17 protein-coding genes are annotated in these 19,946 nt (G+C 56.7%); 3 read left to right on the top strand and 14 right to left on the bottom strand.

Annotated elements, in window-relative coordinates:
* Positions 1 to 26 precede the first annotated feature (26 nt).
* Positions 27 to 1,985, bottom strand: a complete 1,959-nt coding sequence (gene dnaG, locus ACYASS_RS25760; protein WP_463588181.1) for a DNA primase — start codon at positions 1,983 to 1,985, stop codon at positions 27 to 29.
* A gap of 526 nt (positions 1,986 to 2,511) precedes the next feature.
* Positions 2,512 to 2,727: a 30S ribosomal protein S21 gene (gene rpsU, locus ACYASS_RS25755; protein ID WP_002551877.1), complete on the bottom strand. Its 216-nt coding sequence runs from the start codon at positions 2,725 to 2,727 to the stop codon at positions 2,512 to 2,514.
* A gap of 198 nt (positions 2,728 to 2,925) precedes the next feature.
* Between rpsU and tsaD the strand changes: the two genes are divergently transcribed.
* Positions 2,926 to 3,951 (top strand): tRNA (adenosine(37)-N6)-threonylcarbamoyltransferase complex transferase subunit TsaD, encoded by a 1,026-nt coding sequence (gene tsaD, locus ACYASS_RS25750; protein WP_463588180.1) that lies wholly within the window; start codon positions 2,926 to 2,928, stop codon positions 3,949 to 3,951.
* A 32-nt stretch (positions 3,952 to 3,983) separates the two neighbouring features.
* Here tsaD and plsY read toward each other — a convergent pair whose 3' ends face one another.
* Complete coding sequence (gene plsY / locus ACYASS_RS25745; RefSeq protein ID WP_463588179.1) at positions 3,984 to 4,553, bottom strand: glycerol-3-phosphate 1-O-acyltransferase PlsY; 570 nt, start codon at positions 4,551 to 4,553, stop codon at positions 3,984 to 3,986.
* A 74-nt stretch (positions 4,554 to 4,627) separates the two neighbouring features.
* Between plsY and folB the strand changes: the two genes are divergently transcribed.
* Complete coding sequence (gene folB / locus ACYASS_RS25740; RefSeq protein WP_463588178.1) at positions 4,628 to 4,981, top strand: dihydroneopterin aldolase; 354 nt, start codon at positions 4,628 to 4,630, stop codon at positions 4,979 to 4,981.
* Positions 4,972 to 5,499, top strand: coding sequence for a 2-amino-4-hydroxy-6-hydroxymethyldihydropteridine diphosphokinase (gene folK, locus ACYASS_RS25735; RefSeq protein WP_463588177.1), 528 nt, complete (start codon positions 4,972 to 4,974; stop codon positions 5,497 to 5,499). The genes folB and folK overlap by 10 nt, the downstream gene beginning before the upstream one ends.
* Before the next feature lie 162 nt (positions 5,500 to 5,661).
* Here folK and ACYASS_RS25730 read toward each other — a convergent pair whose 3' ends face one another.
* The 11 genes from ACYASS_RS25730 to ACYASS_RS25680 form a co-directional block, all read right to left on the bottom strand.
* Positions 5,662 to 6,891, bottom strand: a complete 1,230-nt coding sequence (locus tag ACYASS_RS25730) for a multifunctional CCA addition/repair protein (RefSeq protein WP_463588176.1) — start codon at positions 6,889 to 6,891, stop codon at positions 5,662 to 5,664.
* Positions 6,892 to 6,999: 108 nt separating this feature from the next.
* On the bottom strand, positions 7,000 to 8,562 hold the full coding sequence (locus tag ACYASS_RS25725; RefSeq protein WP_243244376.1) for a SpoVR family protein: 1,563 nt from the start codon (positions 8,560 to 8,562) through the stop codon (positions 7,000 to 7,002).
* Complete coding sequence (locus tag ACYASS_RS25720) at positions 8,559 to 9,830, bottom strand: YeaH/YhbH family protein (protein ID WP_463588175.1); 1,272 nt, start codon at positions 9,828 to 9,830, stop codon at positions 8,559 to 8,561. The genes ACYASS_RS25725 and ACYASS_RS25720 overlap by 4 nt, the downstream gene beginning before the upstream one ends.
* 118 nt (positions 9,831 to 9,948) lie before the next feature.
* Positions 9,949 to 11,871, bottom strand: coding sequence for a PrkA family serine protein kinase (locus ACYASS_RS25715; RefSeq protein ID WP_122666914.1), 1,923 nt, complete (start codon positions 11,869 to 11,871; stop codon positions 9,949 to 9,951).
* Positions 11,872 to 12,157: 286 nt separating this feature from the next.
* Positions 12,158 to 12,478 (bottom strand): thiosulfate sulfurtransferase GlpE, encoded by a 321-nt coding sequence (glpE, locus tag ACYASS_RS25710; protein ID WP_122666913.1) that lies wholly within the window; start codon positions 12,476 to 12,478, stop codon positions 12,158 to 12,160.
* 128 nt (positions 12,479 to 12,606) lie between these two features.
* Complete coding sequence (locus ACYASS_RS25705; protein WP_463588174.1) at positions 12,607 to 13,488, bottom strand: symmetrical bis(5'-nucleosyl)-tetraphosphatase; 882 nt, start codon at positions 13,486 to 13,488, stop codon at positions 12,607 to 12,609.
* Positions 13,488 to 13,868, bottom strand: coding sequence for a Co2+/Mg2+ efflux protein ApaG (gene apaG, locus ACYASS_RS25700; RefSeq protein WP_463588173.1), 381 nt, complete (start codon positions 13,866 to 13,868; stop codon positions 13,488 to 13,490). The genes ACYASS_RS25705 and apaG overlap by 1 nt, the downstream gene beginning before the upstream one ends.
* Before the next feature lie 114 nt (positions 13,869 to 13,982).
* Positions 13,983 to 14,789, bottom strand: a complete 807-nt coding sequence (rsmA, locus tag ACYASS_RS25695) for a 16S rRNA (adenine(1518)-N(6)/adenine(1519)-N(6))-dimethyltransferase RsmA (RefSeq protein ID WP_463588172.1) — start codon at positions 14,787 to 14,789, stop codon at positions 13,983 to 13,985.
* Positions 14,786 to 15,775, bottom strand: coding sequence for a 4-hydroxythreonine-4-phosphate dehydrogenase PdxA (gene pdxA / locus ACYASS_RS25690; RefSeq protein WP_463588171.1), 990 nt, complete (start codon positions 15,773 to 15,775; stop codon positions 14,786 to 14,788). The genes rsmA and pdxA overlap by 4 nt, the downstream gene beginning before the upstream one ends.
* Positions 15,772 to 17,094: a peptidylprolyl isomerase SurA gene (surA, locus tag ACYASS_RS25685; RefSeq protein WP_162873895.1), complete on the bottom strand. Its 1,323-nt coding sequence runs from the start codon at positions 17,092 to 17,094 to the stop codon at positions 15,772 to 15,774. The genes pdxA and surA overlap by 4 nt, the downstream gene beginning before the upstream one ends.
* Complete coding sequence (locus ACYASS_RS25680; RefSeq protein ID WP_463588170.1) at positions 17,075 to 19,852, bottom strand: LPS-assembly protein LptD; 2,778 nt, start codon at positions 19,850 to 19,852, stop codon at positions 17,075 to 17,077. Before ACYASS_RS25680 ends, surA begins: the two co-directional genes overlap by 20 nt.
* Positions 19,853 to 19,946: the final 94 nt, after the last annotated feature.

The following is a 19,946-nucleotide window of genomic DNA, read 5'->3' as shown; positions in this document are numbered from 1 at the left end:
CCGAGGATTATACCCGAGCTATGACCTCACGCGCCAGTTGAGGTCGGGGTTTGTGCAGGAACATTCCGATTTAACAGCTTGAGCAGCAGAAGTTTTTCCTCTGCGTCCAGGCCTGACTGGCGTTCCTTCCTGATTAATTGCTCCAGGCTGCGCTCGCGTTGGCGGGCGGATAACCTAGTTATAGTGTCGAAAAACTGTTGTTCAAGGTTATCGGCCGAGATCAACCATTCCTTTTCCGCTAATGCTCGTAGCAATCGGCCTTGTTCGGTGCCGTGCCAGCGGGCAATCAGTTGCAGCGAGCGCAGCTTCGGATTTTTTTGCAAAGCTTCAAGCAAAGCGACCAATAGCTGCGCATAAGTGTGATCTTCTGCCGCAAAGTGGCTGGCATCTTCGACTTTCTCGGCCAGCTCCGGGTGATGCAGAAGTGTTCTCAACGCCGTTAACGTTGGTGGTTCGACGGTCGTCGGCGTGCGCGGGGCACGTGGTTCATCATCTCCGCGCTTACCTTTTTTGTCCCACGGCTTCTTTTCCCACTTTTTCTGGCCCTGACCACCGGATTTTTTCGGCGTCCATTCTTGCTGGGGCGCTTCGTATCCGCCCTGTGGCTGGTAGTCAGCGTAGTCGGGCATGGCGTCATAATCGAAACCGGGGTCGTAGCTCGGGGGCGCTTCTGCTGGTGCGTTTTGCACCAGCTGGCTGACGTTTTCGTTGGTCAGGCCGGTTATTTGTGTCAATCGTTGGCGCATCAGCGTGCGCAAGTTGGCGCCGGGTACCTTGTCGATCAGCGGTGCGGCGAGGGTGGCCATGTGGGCCTTGCCCTCCAGCGAGCGCGGGTCGGCTTCTTTGGTCAACTGCTCGAAGAAGTAGTCGGCCAGTGGCTGGGCATGCTGATGAATGCGTGCCTTGAACGCGTCAGTGCCTTCGGCGCGAACCAGGGTGTCCGGGTCTTCGCCTTCAGGCAGAAACAGAAATCGTGCGCGGCGCCCGTCCTGCAGGCTGGAAAGTGTTGCTTCCAGCGCGCGCCATGCTGCATTACGACCCGCTTGGTCTCCGTCGAAACAGAACAGTACGTTGGGTACGACCCTGAACAGGCGTTTCAAGTGCTCTTCGCTGGTCGCGGTGCCCAGTGTGGCGACGGCATTGCGCAGGCCTTGCTGAGCAAGGGCAATGACGTCCATATAGCCTTCAACAACGATGATTTCATCGAGGCTTCGATTGAATTTTCGCGCTTCAAAAAGACCGTAGAGCTCTTGGCCTTTATGGAAGACCGGTGTTTCCGGCGAGTTCAGGTACTTGGGTTTGTCGTCGCCCAGTACTCGTCCGCCAAAGGCGATGACGCGGCCACGGCTGTCACGGATCGGAAACATCACCCGATCACGGAAGCGGTCGTAGCGCTTGCCGGTTTCGGCGTTTTCGATCAGCAGCCCTGCATCAATCATCGCTTTCTGCTGGAGCGTGTCGCTGCTCAGATGTTTGTGCAGGTTGTCCCAGCCGGGTGGCGCAAAGCCAAGACCGAAGTCCCGGGCTATTTCGCCGGAAAGGCCGCGACCTTTCAGGTATTCCACTGCTGCTTTGCGCGTGGGATGGTTTTTCAATGCCAGGCGGTAAAACTCGGCGGCAGCGGTGAGCAGCGGGTAGAGTGGCGAATCCACAGGCTGTCGTGGCTTTTGCCCTTTTACACCCTGCTCTCGAGGGACTTCCATGCCCGCAGACTTCGCCAGATCCTCGACGGCCTGGACGAAGTCCAGATTGTCATGGTCCATGATGAAGCCGAGGGCATTGCCACCTGCGCCGCAGCCAAAGCAGTAATAGAACTGTTTATCGGGGCTGACGCTGAAGGACGGAGTTTTCTCTTTATGGAACGGGCAGCAGGCACTGAAGTTCTTCCCGGTTTTCTTCAGTTGCAGACGTGAGCTGACAACATCGACGATGTCGGTGCGGTTCAGTAGGTCGTCAATGAAGCCTTGGGGAATCAGCCCGGCCATATCGTTCTCATATCAAGCGTTCCGCCATGCAGATCGTGGCGAATCCAGAATGTAACGGCTGCCGCTGACCTTTCTGTAATGCCATTGAGGCATGCACAACCTAGTCTCAGCGCGGCTGCTTATCATCATCTGGAATGGTAGCTGCCAGCAATCTACCCGTGGCCTGCTGTAAACATCAGGCAATTGAAATCAGGCAGTGGCGGCTTTGAAGCGTGTTGCTGTTTGTAGCAAATCGAATACCGTTTTGCGGACTATTCGCGATGCTCAGCGTGTCGAGGGCGACGCAGCCTTGGCTGAACTTCTTGCGAAGATCATCAAGGCATACTCGTCATTCACCTTGATGCGTTCGTCATGATGACGTGATCAACGTGGCCTGAATCTCAGGCTGGACGTGCTTCGAGGAAGTGGCTGGTGCGCATGTGCGTGCCAGTGTTCTTCTTCAATGTAGCTTTATGCTTTGCCTTAACTGCCGCTAGCCCGGCTTTGAGGCCGGGCATTGCAGAAGCTTGCGACAGACGTCTGTAAATTAATACAGACGAACGGCGCGGCGCTGTTCGCGCTGTACTTTCTTGGCGTGACGCTTAACAGCGGCTGCTGCTTTACGCTTACGCTCAGAAGTAGGCTTCTCGTAAAATTCGCGGCTACGAACTTCAGCCAGAACACCGGCTTTTTCGCAGGAGCGCTTGAAACGACGCAGAGCTACGTCGAAGGGTTCGTTCTCTTTAACTTTGACGGCTGGCATCCAGAGCTACCTTCATTCATTACCGGGGTCAACGTCTCGTGCAAAGACTGCACATAAGTACGTCGGTTTTTAAGGGTTGCGGATGTTAACCCCTCATTGAGAGGAATGCAAAGCCTCTGATCGAAAACCGCTGGTCGGCATAGCGGGTGGCGACTATTATGCGCGCCTTCGAATTCAGCCTCTACAAGGCGCAAACCCATGCTAGTACTGGGATTAGAAACCTCTTGCGACGAAACCGGCGTCGCGCTCTACGACAGTGAGCGTGGGCTGCTGGCCGACGCTTTGTTCAGTCAGATCGACCTGCATCGCGCTTATGGCGGTGTGGTGCCGGAGCTTGCTTCGCGTGATCACGTCAAACGCATGCTGCCCCTGATCCGTCAGGTCATGACCGATGCGGGCACGGTGGCGACCGATATAGATGCCATTGCATACACAGCAGGGCCGGGCCTTGTAGGCGCATTGCTGGTCGGCGCGTCGTGCGCTCAGGCGTTGGCGTTTGCGTGGGACATTCCGGCACTGGGTGTGCATCATATGGAAGGCCACCTGTTGGCGCCGATGCTTGAAGCGCAGCCTCCCGAGTTCCCGTTCGTCGCTTTGTTGGTTTCTGGTGGTCATACGCAATTGGTCAGGGTCGACGGTATCGGCTTGTATGAGCTGTTGGGCGAGACACTGGATGACGCCGCTGGTGAGGCATTCGACAAAACCGCAAAAATGATGGGCATGCAGTATCCAGGCGGGCCTGAAATTGCGGCACGTGCAATCAAAGGTGTCGCGGGGCGTTTCGTGTTCCCGCGTCCCATGACTGACCGTCCCGGTCTGGATTTCAGCTTCAGTGGCTTGAAAACTTCCGCGCTGACGACCTGGCAGCAATGCCAGAGCGCTGGGGACGACGGCGAGCAGACTCGTTGCGACATCTCTCTGGCCTTCCAGCAGGCGGTGGTAGAGACTCTGACCATCAAGTGCAAGCGGGCATTGAAACAGACCGGGATGAAGCGTTTGGTGATTGCGGGCGGTGTGAGCGCCAACAAGTCCCTGCGCACCTCGCTGGAGAAGATGCTGGGCGAGCTAAACGGCCATGTTTTCTATGCTCGTCCCGAGTTCTGCACCGACAATGGCGCAATGATCGCTTTCGCGGGATGCCAGCGGTTGCAGGCAGGTCAGAAAGAGGACTTGAGCATCAGTGTCCAGGCGCGTTGGCCGATGGAGCTGTTGCAGGGTTTGTAGGCTGCAACGTGAGGTGGATTCACCTGTGTGATTCAAAAATGCCGTTCGCGCCCCGCAAACAGGTCGCGTAGATTGCCCCGGTGACGCCAGACGATCAGCAGTGTGAGCAGGGTCATCGGCAGTAATGCCCGAGGCTCTTGCCAGGCGAGCAGCGGCAGGGTCATCGGCGTTGCGATCAGCGCCGCGATCGAGCTGGTACGGGTCAGGTAGAACACCAGTGCCCAGACGCAGATTGCCAGAGCGGCTGCGGGGGGGTAAAGCCCAAGTAACATACCCGCAGCGGTGGCAACACCCTTGCCGCCCCGGAAGCGAAAGTAGAGCGGAAACAGATGGCCCAGTACCGCGCAGAGCCCGATCCAGGCCTGCTCCCGCGGGTCCATCCCTGCGAGACTGGCGATCAGTACGGGCAGCAAGCCTTTGCACAGGTCGCCAAGCAGAGTCAGGATCGCGAGCTTTTTGCCGGCCAGACGCAACATGTTGGTCGCGCCTGCATTGCCAGAGCCGCTGGCGCGCGGGTCCGGGCTGCCAGTGAGGCGGCTCAAGAGTATGGCGAAGGACAGTGAGCCAAGCAGGTAGGCGAAAATCGCCAGTAACCAAAACATGCTAACTATTCCGGGCTGGGAAGCCCTGATTCTAACGGCGCATCGCGCCCTTGTCGTGCAGTGGAGAGTGGTGCTTGGACAGAGTGTTCATTGAGGGTCTGGAAGTCGATACCGTTATCGGTGCTTACGACTGGGAGCGGGGCATTCGCCAGTGCCTGCGCCTGGACCTGAGTTTTGCCTGGGATAACCGGCCCGCTGCGGCAGGCGATGACCTGAGCAAGGCGCTCGACTACGCGAGCGTGTCCACGCGCATCCTGGACTTTGCCGACAAGGCGCAGTTTCAGTTGGTGGAAACCTTTGCTGAGCGTCTGGCTGAAGTCCTGATGAGCGAGTTTCAGATTCCCTGGCTGCACCTGAAACTGACCAAGCCCGGTGCCGTTGCGGCCGCCAAGGGTGTGGGTGTGGAGATCGAGCGCGGATGTCGCTGACACGGGTTTATCTCGGCCTGGGCAGCAACATAGAGCGCGAAAAGCATCTGGTTGCCGGGCTCGAAGCGCTGGACGGGTTTGTCAGTGAAATGACCTGCTCGGCGGTGTTCGAGAGCCAGCCGGTCGGGATCAAGAGTGGCCTGTTCTTCAATCTGGTGGTGACCGGTTTTACCGAGCTGCCGTTGATGGAACTGGACCGCCGACTGAAATTCATCGAGGCCGACAACGGTCGCTACGCACCGGACCGCAAGGGCTTGCCGCTGGATATCGACGTGCTGTTGTATGGCGATCAGGTGGGTAACTTCGACGGATTGATTCTGCCTCGCGCCGAAATTCTCAAAAACGCGTTTGTGCTTTGGCCGCTGTCGCTGATTGCGCCGGATCGTGTGCACCCTGAGGCTGGCGCTTCTTTCGAGCAGCTTTGGGCGCGCGCGCAGATTGAGCAACAGCTGTGGCCGGTTGCGTTTGAGTGGCGGGGCAACCAGCTGACCCCGCAGAGTTTGCTAGGCAAGAGCTGAGAAATTGCGGGAGCGACCGGGGTGGCGCCCCACCTTGTTCGCGAGAGAGCAATGACGCGGCTTGCCTGAGAGATCACATCGAACGCATTCGCGGGCACGCCTCGCTCCAACGGTTCACCAAAACCTGTGGGAGCGAATTCAATCCGGTTCAAGTCCTGCTGCTCAGTTGTTGTACTGCGCCTTGTAAACCTTCAACGCGTCCAGGCGCTCGGCTTTGAGTGCTTCGCCCAACTCCTGACCCTTGAAGCCCTTCTCGATCAGCGGTTGCACCGAGACCGCTCGCGCCGCTTCAGCCGCGCCGCGCAGGTACTCGGCTTGCGGGTAATCGCGCTGCTCAAAACCGAGTCGGCCTCGGGCGTCCATTTCGCACGCAATGATGAAGTCTTCAAAGCGCTGTGGCCGACGATATACATCGAAGCTTTGCAGCAGATCAAGCACGGTTGAAGGCTTCAGCTCCAGAGCCCGGTGGCCATGGGTGTGGTATTGGCCAACCAGCAGTGCCAGTTCCTGGCAGTCGCGTGGCACTTTAAAGCGGATATTTACGGCTTTGATCAGGCGCAGGCCAGTGTGTTCGTGGGCAATATGCTTTGGCCAGTCGGCCTCAGGCGTCAGGCCTTTTCCCAGGTCGTGTAACAGGCACGCCCAGCGTACGCTCAGTGGTTGCTCGTGAATGGCCGCTTGCTGCAGCACACTCAATACATGCTCGCCGGTGTCTATTTCCGGGTGGTGGGCAGCGGGTTGCGGAACGCCAAACAGCGCATCCACTTCCGGCAGAAGCTCCTTGAGGGCGCCGCAGTCGCGCAATGTGCGAATGAACACCTGCGGCTGCTTTTCCATGAGGGCCCGAGAAATTTCTTTCCAGCTGCGCTCCGGCGTCAGCGCATCCAGCTCGCCCGACTCACTGAGCTGGCGCATCAGCTCCAGCGTCTCAGGTGCGACGCTGAAACCATCCGGTGCGTATCGTGCGGCGAAGCGTGCAACACGCAGAACACGGAGTGGATCTTCGGCGAACGCGGGTGAAACATGGCGTAAAACCCGAGCTTCAAGGTCGTGCTGGCCACCGTAGGGGTCGGTCAGATTGCCTTCCTTGTCTTCGGCTATGGCGTTGATCGTCAGGTCGCGACGAATCAAGTCATCTTCGAGAGTAACGTCAGGGCTGGCATGAAAAACGAAGCCGCCGTAACCGCGTCCGCTTTTGCGTTCGGTACGGGCCAAAGCGTATTCCTCGCCCGTCAGCGGATGAAGGAAAACCGGGAAGTCCGTGCCGACCGGGCGATAGCCTTTGATCAGCATATCTTCAGTGGTCGCGCCGACCACTACCCAATCAACGTCGGTAACCGGTTTGCCCAGCAGACGGTCGCGCACGGCGCCACCGACTTTATAAATTTGCATAAAAAACCTCCGTAAGCGCGACAGGATAAACCTTGTGCCGCTCCTGCGGAGGTAAAACCGAATCAATAGTCATGGGGTGCTAAACAATTACCTCATGAGGCCATGCTGTTAAAGATGCACTACCGCCAGATCAAGCCTGGGATATTCACTGTCGGCATGCTCGCTTTTAGGGGGAACGTGATGAGTTTTCATTACCTGATCGCCTTGTAGCGTTTCCAGATGGATATCAAAGCCCCATAGCCTATGCAGATGCTTGAGGACTTCATCAGTGGAGTCGCCGAGAGGTTTGCGGTCGTGTTGTTGATGGCGCAGAGTCAGCGAGCGATCACCTCGGCGATCAATGCTGTAAATCTGCACGTTGGGTTCGCGATTACCCAGGTTGTACTGCGCCGCCAGGGTTTCGCGAATGATGCGGTAGCCGGGCTCATCGTGAATGGCAGGTACCAGCAGGTCGTCTTTCTGATCGTCGTCCATGATGCTGAACAGCTTCAGATCCCGAATGACTTTGGGTGACAGGTATTGCAGGATGAAACTCTCGTCTTTAAAGCTGCTCATGGCGAATTTCACCGCCGTCAGCCAGTCAGTGCCGGCCAGTTCGGGGAACCAGCGGTAATCTTCTTCCGTGGGTTCTTCGCACATCCGCCGGATATCGCGGTACATGGCGAAACCCAACGTATAAGGGTTGATGCCGCTGTAGTAGGGGCTATCGAAGCCCGGTTGATAAATGACGCTGGTGTGCGACGTCAGAAACTCCATCATGAAACCGTCAGTGACCAGGCCTTCGTCATACAGGTCGTTCATCAAGGTGTAATGCCAGAACGTTGCCCAGCCTTCGTTCATGACCTGAGTCTGGCGCTGAGGATAAAAGTACTGGGCAATCTTGCGCACGATGCGCACCACTTCTCGTTGCCATGGCTCCAGCAGCGGGGCATGTTTTTCAATGAAGTAAAGGATGTTCTCCTGCGGTTCAGCGGGGAAACGAGCGTTATCTTCCTTGCTGTTTTTGTCGGCGTTTTTCGGGATGGTGCGCCACAAGTCATTGATCTGTTTCTGCAGATGCTCTTCCCGGTCTTTCTGGCGACGACGTTCCTCTTCGGCAGAGATGGGGTAAGGGCGCTTGTAACGGTCGACGCCATAGTTCATCAGCGCGTGACAGGAGTCGAGCAGGTCTTCGACCGCATCGATACCATGGCGCTCTTCGCATTGCATGATGTACTGCTTGGCAAACACCAGGTAATCAATGATCGAGCTGGCGTCGGTCCAGGTGCGGAACAGGTAGTTACCTTTGAAAAAGCTGTTGTGCCCATAGCAAGCGTGGGCAACTACCAGTGCCTGCATACAGATGGTGTTCTCTTCCATCAGGTAAGCGATACAAGGATCGGAGTTGATGACGATCTCGTATGCCAGACCCATCTGGCCGCGAGTGTAGGATTTCTCGGTGCTCAGGAAGTGTTTACCGTAGGACCAATGGTGATAGCCCAGCGGCATCCCCACTGACGCATAGGCGTCCATCATCTGTTCAGCCGTGATCACTTCAATCTGGTTGGGATAGGTATCCAGCGCATAGCGCTCCGCGATACGGCTGATCTCGCGGTCGTAGGCCTGAATGAGTTCGAACGTCCACTCTGAACCCGTGGAGAGGGGTTGGCGCTTCTGCTCTCTAGCGGTCATGTCACTAACCTGCGCTGGAAGAGTTCACGGAATACCGGATAGATATCACCGGCAGAGACCAGCTGCTGCTGGGCAAACGTGTCGGCGAATGCTTCACCGATACGTTCGTATTCGAACCATAAGGCTTGATGTTCACGTGGGGTAATTTCCACGTACGTGTAGTACTGCACAAACGGCATGATCTGTTTGATCAGGATGTCGCGGCAGATGGGAGAGTCGTCATTCCAGTTGTCGCCGTCCGATGCCTGAGCGGCGTAGATATTCCATTCGTTAGTGGGGTAGCGCTCAGCCATGATTTCCTGCATCAACTTCAAGGCGCTGGACACGATGGTGCCGCCGGTTTCTCTTGAGTAGAAGAACTCTTCCTCGTCGACTTCCCGAGCACTGGTGTGGTGACGGATGAAGACCACTTCGATCTTGTCGTAGTTACGCTTGAGGAACAGGTACAACAGGATGAAGAAGCGTTTGGCGATGTCTTTGGTGGCTTGAGTCATGGAGCCCGACACGTCCATGAGGCAGAACATCACTGCTTTGGAGCTGGGGTTGGGCTGTTTGACCAGCAGGTTGTATTTGAGGTCGAAGGTGTCGAGATACGGCACTCGTCGGATGCGGGCTTTCAAGCGATCGACTTCGACTTCCAGCTCCTGAATATCGCCGAAGTTATCCGGCTCCTCACGTTTGAGGCGATCCAGCTCGCGGATCGCTTCTTTGAGTTTGGCGCGGCTGCTGCCGGACAGGGCAATGCGACGCGCGTGAGCGGAACGCAGGGTGCGGATGATATTGATGCGCGAGGGGTTGCCCTCGTTGCTGATGCCCGCGCGTACGGTTTTGAAGGTGTCTGTGCCGGTCAGGTTGCGTTTGACCAGATTGGGGAGTTCGAGGTCTTCGAACATGAATTCCAGAAACTCTTCCTGAGTGATCTGAAATACGAACTCATCCATGCCTTCGCCGGAGTTACTGGCTTTGCCCGGCCCTTTGCCCCCGCCGCCACCTTGTGGTCGGGCGATGTGCTCCCCCGAGGTGAATTCTTTATTGCCGGGATGGACCACGGTCTGTTTGCCGCCCCGACCATGGTGAAGCACCGGTTCGTCTATATCGCGACCGGGAATGCTGATTTGTTCGCCGTGTTCCATGTCGGTAATGGAGCGGCGGCTGACCGCTTCTTCGACTGCTTTTTTGATGTGATCACGGTAACGCCGTAAAAACCGCTGGCGGTTTACCGTGCTCTTGTTCTTGCCATTGAGACGTCGGTCGATCACATAGCTCATAGGCCCCTCCGGGGAGCTTCAAGTTGTGAGCTGCAAGCTGCAAGTAGAAGCGATTACCCGGATGTCAGATGTCACGTGCTTCGTTCTTGCAGCTTGTAGCTTGACGCTTGCAGCTGCCTTACTGCGACTTGCGGACCCGTAGGTACCATTCGGAAAGAAGCCGTACCTGTTTGTCGGTGTAGCCCCGCTCGACCATTCTGGTAACGAAGTCGTTGTGTTTCTGTTGATCCTCTTTGCTGGCTTTTGCGTTGAAGCTGATGACAGGAAGCAGGTCCTCGGTGTTGGAGAACATTTTCTTCTCGATCACCACGCGCAGCTTCTCGTAGCTGAGCCAGGTCGGGTTCTTGCCGTTGTTGTTGGCGCGGGCACGCAATACGAAATTGACGATCTCGTTACGGAAATCCTTCGGATTGCTGATGCCTGCAGGTTTTTCGATCTTCTCCAGTTCTTCATTCAAGGCTACGCGGTTGAGGATTTCTCCTGTTTCCGGGTCGCGGTATTCCTGATCCTGAATCCAGAAGTCTGCGTACAGCACGTAGCGGTCGAAGATGTTTTGCCCGTATTCGCTGTAGGACTCCAGATACGCGGTCTGGATTTCCTTGCCAATGAACTCGATGTAGCGCGGCGCCAAGTACTCTTTGATGAACCGCAGGTAACGCTCGCGGGTTTCAGCCTGGAACTGCTCCTGTTCGATCTGCTGTTCCAGCACGTAGAGCAAGTGCACCGGGTTGGCGGCGATTTCGTGTGGATCGAAGTTGAACACCTTGGAAAGAATCTTGAACGCGAAACGTGTCGAAAGACCATTCATGCCTTCATCGACGCCCGCGCTGTCGCGGTATTCCTGAATCGACTTCGCCTTTGGATCGGTATCCTTGAGGTTTTCGCCGTCATAGACGCGCATCTTGGAATAGATGTTGGAGTTTTCCGGCTCTTTCAGGCGAGAGAGAGTGGTGAACTGCGCCAGCATTTTCAGGGTGTCGGGCGCGCAATGGGCCTTGGACAGAGAGCTGTTGAACAGCAGTTTGTCGTAGATCTTGATCTCATCGCTGATGCGCAGGCAATACGGCACTTTGACGATATAGATCCGGTCGATGAAAGCTTCGTTGTTCTTGTTGTTACGGAAGCTGTGCCATTCCGACTCGTTGGAGTGGGCCAGCAAAATACCGGTAAAGGGAATCGCGCCCAGGCCTTCGGTACTGTTGTAGTTACCTTCCTGGGTGGCGGTGAGCAATGGGTGCAGCACCTTGATAGGTGCCTTGAACATCTCGACGAATTCCATCAGGCCCTGGTTGGCCCGGCACAGCGCGCCAGAATAGCTGTAAGCGTCGGCGTCGTTCTGTGGGTACTCCTCAAGTTTGCGGATATCGACCTTACCGACCAGTGCTGAAATGTCCTGGTTGTTTTCGTCGCCAGGCTCGGTTTTGGCCACAGCAATCTGGTTAAGGATCGATGGATAGAGTTTGACTACTTTGAACTGGCTGATGTCGCCCCCGAACTCAGCCAGACGTTTGGTCGCCCAAGGCGACATGATGGTGCTCAGATAACGACGCGGGATACCGAAGTCTTCTTCGAGAATTGCACCGTCTTCGGTTGCATTGAACAAACCGAGCGGAGACTCGAAAACCGGCGAACCCTTGATCGCGTAAAACGGGACTTTTTCGATCAGTTGTTTGAGTTTTTCAGCCAGCGATGACTTACCGCCACCAACCGGGCCGAGCAGGTAAAGGATCTGTTTCTTCTCTTCCAGGCCCTGAGCGGCATGGCGGAAGTACGAGACGATCTGATCAATGCATTCTTCCATCCCATGGAAGTCGGCAAAGGCTGGGTAGCGGCGGATGACCTTGTTGGAAAAGATCCTCGATAGCCTGGAGTTGGTTGAGGTATCAACCAGCTCTGGCTCGCCAATAGCAAGCAACAGTCTTTCTGCCGCAGACGCATAAGCGCTGCGATCCTGCTTACAGAGCTCTAGATACTCCTGTAAGGAGAGCTCCTCCTGCCGTGTCGATTCAAAGCGTTGTTGGAAGTGGCTAAAAATACTCATGACGTCACCTCGCTCGATACGTAGAGCCGGCGGCGGATCGTCAGTCGATGTTGGCAGCAGCTGAGAATCCAGATGCCGTTTACCCCCCAAACACCATAAAAGTAGCTACCGATGACCCGCGCGCCGGTGTACCGGCTCTCCCCTGATTACGGATGGCCTGAGGCTAAGGATAGTTCGGAATCGGAAAGATAAAGAAGGGATGAACAGAAAGACTGCCTGACCGTCCGTCAGTTAGGACGCGAACCCGCGCAGGACGCGGGATCAACTGAAATAAAAATATTTTCTGTCAGCTCTGAGCGGTTTCAGCAGGAAAGGTACTGCGCCATAGCTCGAATCCGCCATCCAGGCTGTAGACGTCGGAAAAACCCTGGTTCACCAGATAGGCTGCTGCACTCTGGCTAGAGTTGCCGTGGTAGCAGACTACGACTACTGGTTTATCCAGATCGGCATTGCGAATGAAATCGGCAATGGAGTGGTTATCCAGATGCTGGGAGTCGGGAATGTGGTTGCTGGCGAAAGTCTGTGGATCACGAACATCTACCAGCACTGCGCCTTGCTCGCGCAGCGCTTGAGCCTGTTCTGGCGGGATGCGTTTGAACTCGGTCATGGTTGGCTCCTTTGAATTTATCCGGGATTGATTCTGTAGGAGCTGCCGAAGGCTGCAAATAAAGGCGTAGTAGATATACCCTTCGCAGCCTTCGGCAGCTCCTACAGTTGCATTGTATTGTGCTGAGTTTAACGCCTGATCACGCCTGCCGGGTCATGCAGGATTGTCCGGGTCGCCCCTGATTCGGCATTGCCATGGTCATCGCAGTCGCACAGATACCGCTCAAAGGTATCAACGTTGAGCATGGTCATCGCCGAACCCCATACGCAGCCGGTGTCTAGCGCGTAGACGTCTGGTTCATCGCAGCGGCCCTCCAGCGCAGCCCAGTGACCGAAGATGATTTTCACATCGCGGGTTTTTCTCTCAGGATGTTTGAACCATGGCTGATAACCGGGCAGGGCGGTGTCGACACCTTCCTTGCCCTTCAGGTCCAGCTTGCCCTCGCTCGTGCAGAAACGCATGCGCGTGAAGTAGTTGGTGATCACCCGTAGCCGCGTGACGCCCTGCAGGTCGCTGTCCCACTTGCTGGGTTCGTTGCCGTACATGCCTTCCAGATAAGACTGATACAAGCCGTCGTCCTGCAAGGCGGTTTCTACTTCTGCGGCGCACTTGATCGCTTTTTTCAGTGACCATTGCGGTGGTATGCCTGCATGGACCATGGCAACGTTGCGGCCAGCGTCGTAATGCAGCAGCTTTTGTCGACGAACCCATTGCAACAGGTTGTCGCGGTCCGGTGCCTCAAGGATCTCGCGCAGGGTGTCGCCTTTCTTCAGGCGTTCCATATTGCGCGAGGCGGCGAGCAAATGCAGGTCATGGTTGCCCAATACGCAAGTGACCGAATCGCGGATGCTGTAGAGAAAACGCAGCGTTTCAAGGGACTGAGGGCCGCGGTTCACCAGATCGCCCACCAGCCAGAGCTGGTCTCTGGCCGGGTCGAAGTTCACATGTTCCAGGAGGCATTGCAGCGGTTCGAGGCAGCCTTGGAGGTCGCCGACGGCATACACCGGCATCAGTGCAGGGACCCGGGTACCGCCAGGCGAAACGGCGCGATTACTGCGTCGAAGCGCTTGCCGTCCTGGGCGAGCATTTGATAGGTGCCCTGCATATTGCCCACTTTGGTGGTCATGACGGTGCCACTGCTGTAGGTGTGGCTTTGCCCTGCATCGATGAGAGGTTGTTGTCCCACAACCCCTTCACCGCGAACTTCTTCGACTTGACCGTCACCATCGGTGATCACCCAATGCCGGGACAGCAGCTTTGCGGGCAACTCGCCGCTGTTGTGGACGGTAACCGTGTAGGCAAAGGCAAAGCGATTGTGTTCGGGTTGGGACTGCTCTGCCAGGAAACGTGTGACGACGCTGACGTCGACCTGGTATCGGGAATCGGGCATGCGGTAGGCCTTGGAAGCGAATGCGGATAGAACCGGAAAGCCGGTGGAATCAGTCTAGGACATGTAAACGATAAATGACCAATCAGTCTTCGATCATCTACATGCCCTGTACGCTCAAGCCTGAGCTGATTTCTCGCTCAGCTTGTCCGCGAGACGAACGAACGCAGCCAGATCCAACTGCTCGGGGCGCAAGCTGCCATCTACGCCAGCGGCGGTAATGTCATCACTGCTGAGCAGTAGTTTGAGCGTGTTGCGCAGTGTCTTGCGGCGCTGGTTGAACGCCTCACGCACCACGCGCTCCAGCAGGCGATGATCCTTGGCTGGATGTGGCAGGGTTTCATGAGGCACCAGACGCACGATCGCTGAGTCGACTTTCGGTGGCGGGTTGAAAGCGCCTGGACCTACGTTGAACAGGTGTTCAACCCGGCAGTGGTATTGGACCATGATCGAGAGGCGACCGTAATCACCGCCACCAGGAACCGCCGCCATCCGCTCAACCACTTCCTTCTGCAACATGAAGTGCATATCGCGGATCAGATTGGCGTTGTTCAGCAGATGGAAAATCAACGGCGTGGAGATGTTGTAAGGCAGGTTGCCGACCACCCGCAGGCTGTTGTCTGGGGCGTTGAGGCTGGTAAAGTCAAACTTCAGTGCATCGCCCTGATGCAGGTTGAAGTTGGGCTTATTGCCAAACTGATGCATCAGGATAGGAATCAGATCCTTGTCCAGCTCGACTACATCCAACTGAGCGCCGCTGCCGAGTATGCCTTGGGTCAAGGCTCCCTGGCCGGGCCCGATTTCGAGCAGACGCTCTTGCGGGCGCGCGTGGATGGCTCGCAGGATCTTGTCGATCACGCCTGCGTCATGCAGGAAGTTTTGTCCGAAGCGCTTGCGCGCCTTGTGTTGGAATTGCTCGGTCATGAATGGGTCTCGGCCATCTGATAGGCGGTTTCCAGGGCGACTTGCAGGCTGCCAGTGTCGACATTACCGGTGCCTGCAAGATCCAGCGCGGTGCCGTGGTCGACAGAGGTCCGAATAATCGGCAGCCCCAGCGTCACGTTGACGGCAGCCCCGAAGCCTTTGTACTTGAGTACAGGCAAGCCTTGGTCGTGGTACATCGCCAGCACTGCGTCGCAGTGCTTCAGATATTTGGGGGTAAACAGAGTGTCGGCTGGCAGTGGCCCGTGTAGATCCAGGCCCTCGCTGCGCAGACGCTCCAAAGCAGGTTCTATGATGTCGATCTCTTCGCGGCCCAGATGCCCGCTCTCACCCGCATGAGGGTTAAGCCCGCACACCAGAATGCGAGGCTGGGCGATGCCAAACTTGTTCACCAGGTCGGCGTGCAGGATGCGTGTGACGCGTTCCAGGCGCTCGGGGGTGATCGCGTCGGCCACATCGCGCAACGGTAGGTGTGTGGTGACCAGTGCTACACGCAAGTCACCCGTTGCCAGCATCATCACAACTTGTTCAGTTTGGGTCAGCTCAGCCAGAAACTCGGTGTGGCCCGAAAAGGCGATACCGCTTTCGTTGATCACGCCCTTGTGCACAGGGGCCGTGATCATGCCGACGAAATAGCCATCCACGCAGCCTTGCCCGGCACGGGTGAGGGTCTGCAGGACGAATGCGCCGTTGGCCTTGTTCAGTTGACCGGCCACCACTGGCTCTTGCAGTGGCGTATCCCAGACGTAAAGGCTGCCAGCAGGCGCCGGGGTGTCCGGGAAAGCTTCTGGTGTCACGCTGATGAGATCAACAACCACGCCCAGTTGCGCGGCCCGCTCGGTAAGCAGGTCGCGGCTGGTAATGGCAATAAGGGGGTGAGGCTGGAGCTGCGTGGCGAGCAGCAGGCAAAGGTCAGGACCAATGCCGGCCGGCTCGCCGGGTGTCAGTGCGAAACGCTTGGGTTTCACTGTGCAGCCTGGGCTGCGCCAGGGAGTTTGATCTCAACGTAGGCTTCGTCACGGATCTGACGCAGCCAGGTTTGCAGCTCTTCGTCATACTTGCGGTTACGCAGAACTGTCAGCGCTTGCTGATCGCGAGCCTGGTTGGTTGCGTCCGTGGCACGACGGCCCAGCACTTCCAGCACATGCCAGCCATAGGCTGTCTTGAACGGTTTGGACAACGTGCCTTGCGGCGTGTCGTTCATGACCTGGCGGAACTCGGGGACCAGCGAGTTAGGATCAACCCAGTTCAAATCACCACCGTTGAGCGCCGAACCCGGATCTTCCGAGAAGCTTTTCGCAAGATCGGCGAAGTTATCACCGCTCTCGATACGGTCGTAAATTTTCTGCGCCAGACGGCGGGTCTCTTCTTCACTGCGGATCTCGCTTGGCTTGATCAGGATATGACGCACGTGAACTTCGTCGCGCATCTGTGCCTGGCCTTGGCCGCCACGTTTTTCCAGCAATTTGAGGATGATGAAACCACCTGGGGTGCGAGCTGGAGGCGTTACATCGCCAACAGGCATTGAACCCAGCATGTCACCGAACGGAGGCGGTAGTTGAGCCGCTTTACGCCAGCCCATGTCGCCGCCTTCGAGGGCGCTTTCGCTTGCCGAGTTGGCAATGGCTGCCTGACCGAAATCGGCGCCTTGCTTGAGCTTGCTGTACAGGTCCTGAGCTTTACGGGCAGCAGCCTGAATCTGGTCCGACGATGCACTGTCAGGCGTAGGGATCAGGATGTTTGCCAGGTGGAACTCTTCAGAGAGCTGCGCCTTGCCAAGGTCGGATGCGAGAAAGTTTTTCACTTCCTGTTCCGAAACCTGAATACGCTCGGCCACGCGGCGTTGACGCACCCGGCTGATGATCATTTCCCGACGAACCTGCTCGCGAGCATCGTTGTAGGAAAGACCGTCATGGGCCAACGCGGCGCGGAATTGTTCCACGCTCATGTTGTTGCGTTCAGCAATGGTGCCGATTGCCTGGTTCAGCTCTTCGTCAGTGATGCGAATGCCGGAGCGATCACCCATCTGCAGTTGCAGGTTTTCCAGAATCAGACGTTCCAGAACCTGCGGCTGCAGTGCCTCGGCGGGTGGTACGCCCGAGCCGCGCTTGGCGATGGTCTGTTGAACTTCACGGACACGCTGGTCCACTTGGCTCTTCATGATCACATCGTTATCGACGATGGCTGCCACGCTGTCCAGTTGTTGAACTGCAGCATTCGCTGCAGTCCCCAGGAACAATGCGCCCAGCAACAGCGGGCGCAGACAATCAGAAAGCTTGGTCTTCACGTTCACGATAACCTTCGATGCCTTTGTCGAGGAAGCTCTCTACTTTGGCGCCGGTAACGCCACCAAGTCCCTTCAACACAATTTGTAGGAATACGCCGTGGTCGCCTTTCTCATTCTGAGGGGCATCCTGGCTGTACTCGTCATAGTCGATCCAGTAACGGCTGATCAGACGCAGTTTCCAGCAGCAGTTGTCGTACTCGAAACCACCGAACGCATCGATCGTGCGATTGCGGTTGTAGTCGTACTGCCAGCGGCTGATTGCGTTCCATTGCGGCACGATCGGCCAGATGACCGAGAAGTCGTGCTGCTGGATTTTGTAGTAGTCCTTCACGTAGCCCGGTTGCCCAGGTGTGCCGTAGTCACCACCACCGACACTCCACCGACCGGTGCTCTGGTCGTAGCGGACCAGGTCATTGCGGTAGCGGTAGCCGAAGTTGACAACTTTGTTGACGTTGTCTTCTGGCTGATAGTGGAACATGGCACTGCCGGAACGGGTGCTGTGGCTATCCGGATCCCAGTTGAAGTCCGAATTGAAGCGCCAGTCGCGGTTGAAGCGGTACAAGTACTCCAGCGCATAAGGCGAGACGTTGGCCTGCGCGTCGTCACGCGTTCTCCAGTCGATGCCTGGAAGCTGAACCTTACGGTCCTCGAAGTAAAGTGCCTGACCGATGCTGAAGCGTTGACGCTCGAAACCGTCGTCTTCAATCCAGCGATTGGTCACGCCCAACGACAACTTGTTCTCATCGCCGATGCGGTCGGAACCGACAAAACGGTTATCGCGGAACAGCGAGTTGTAATTGAACGTGGTTTCAGCTGTGTCGAAAACCGGTATGTCGGTCTGGTCTTTCTCCGGGACATTCAGATAGAACAGGCGTGGCTCCAGGGTCTGGCGGTAATTCGTGCCAAACCACTGGGTTTGACGATCAAAATACAGGCCGCTGTCCACGCTGAAGACCGGAACGCTTCTGCTTTGGCTGCTGCTGTACTCTTCGCCAGCCAGCAAGGTTTGCTTGCCTCTGCCGTCCAGGTCCAGATCGTACTGGGTATAAACGTATTTCAGTTTCGGTGTCAGGTAACCGTAGGACCAGTTCATCGGCAGGCTGACAGCTGGAGCAAGGTTCAACCGATCGCCATTGGCTCGCGCAAGACCTGCAACGTTCTGGTCCAGACGACGCTCGATATTTCCGTCCTTGTCGACGAAATTACCGGTCTCAAGGTCCCGGTCAAAACGTACGGCTTCAGCGTCGTAATCAAACTGCAAGCCGGATGGGCGGTATGGCAGAGAACCGCTCAAGGTGATCTGAGGCAGACGGTTGTAAGGGGTGATATCCGAAATGGTCGCCAGCTTGTAAGCCTGAGCGTTCAGTTGTGCCGTGAAGGTCTCTCCACGGTAGGTCAGGGAACCCTGCTGGTTCAGAAACTCGTGTGACTCCACGCCAATCTGACTGGTTTCCAGATCCTGGAAATAATACGGGTCACTGATGTCGGTGTAGTCAACCTGGGTCAGCCAGCGCGAATCCAGTCCGCCCTTGTGCTGCCAGTTGATCATCCAGCGAGTGTCTTCGTAATCCGTTTGCAGCTTACGATCATCATCATCGTCATTCAGGTAGGCGCCGCCGAACTGACCTTCGCTTGTTTTGGTCAGGTAGCGGAATTCGCCTTCCATCAACATGCCGCGTTTGGACATGTAACGAGGATAGAGCGTGGCATCGTAGTTCGGTGCCAGGTTGAAGTAGTACGGCGTGACCAGCATGAGGCCGGTATCGCTGCTTGTGCCAATGGATGGCGGCAGGAAACCGGACTGGCGACGGTCATCGATCGGGAAGTAGATATACGGGGTGTAGAACACCGGTATGTCTTTGACCCGAAGGGTGGCGTTGGTCGCGGTACCGAAGCCGGTGGCCGGGTTCAGCGTGATGTTGTTGCCTTTAATCGTCCAGGCGTTGCTGCTTGGTTCGCACGTCGTGTACGTACCGTCCTTGAGGCGAATGATCGCGTTCTCGGCACGCTTGGCGTACAGCGCGTTACCGCGCACGTTCGACTTGTGCAGCACGTACTCGGCGTTGTCGATCTGGGCTTCACCGGTATCGAGTTGCAACTCGGCACGGTCACCCACGATAAGAGCACCGTTGTCGCGCATACGCACGTCGCCGCTCAACTCGCCGCGGTTTTCTGCCTGGTACAGGTTGGCCTCCTGGGCCTGGACCTGCATGCTGCCCTGGCGCATGACGACGTCACCGGCCAGCGAAGCAATCTGTTCTTCTTGCTGATAACGCGAGGCCTTGGCACCGATAAACATCGGCGCATCTTTCATTGGCGTCTTGTCATCCATGCCAGGACGTATCGGCTCGACGTAGGCCCCGGAACAGTAAGGTCCGGTTTCCGCCAGTTGTGCCGGTGTCAGGCTTTCGCGAGGAACCCAGTCCAGGTGGCTGTAGTCAGCACTACGCGATTTGAGACCGCGTCCTTTGGCTTCGGTCACCAACTGGGTCTTGGCCACGGCTGGTTCGCTGGTTGAGCTACTGTCCGAGGTGACCGTGCCGTTGGAGCTGACCGACGTAGTGCTATGCACTGGACGTGGAGGCAGCTCGACCGCATTGGTCTTCGGCGCACAATTCCAGGCGCCCGCAGCAGACACTGAACAGTCATACTGTTCCGCTGCGACCGCGAACTGGGTGGCAAGAGGTTGCATCGCCAGCAAACTGCCGGTTACGAGCAACGGAAATTTTTTACGAAACGCGGGGGATTTCAATGCCATCTTATTAATCCGGGCTTCCTGCGCGCCATCTGCCCGCGGGGGGGCCGCACGCCTCTCGATGGGCTGAAAAAGATGTCGGATAATAAAGCATGAC

The sequence above is a fragment of the Pseudomonas sp. HP_14 genome (assembly GCF_055283875.1).
The sequence above is the reverse complement of the archived record's forward strand: the minus strand, read 5'-3'. Positions and strand labels throughout refer to the sequence as shown.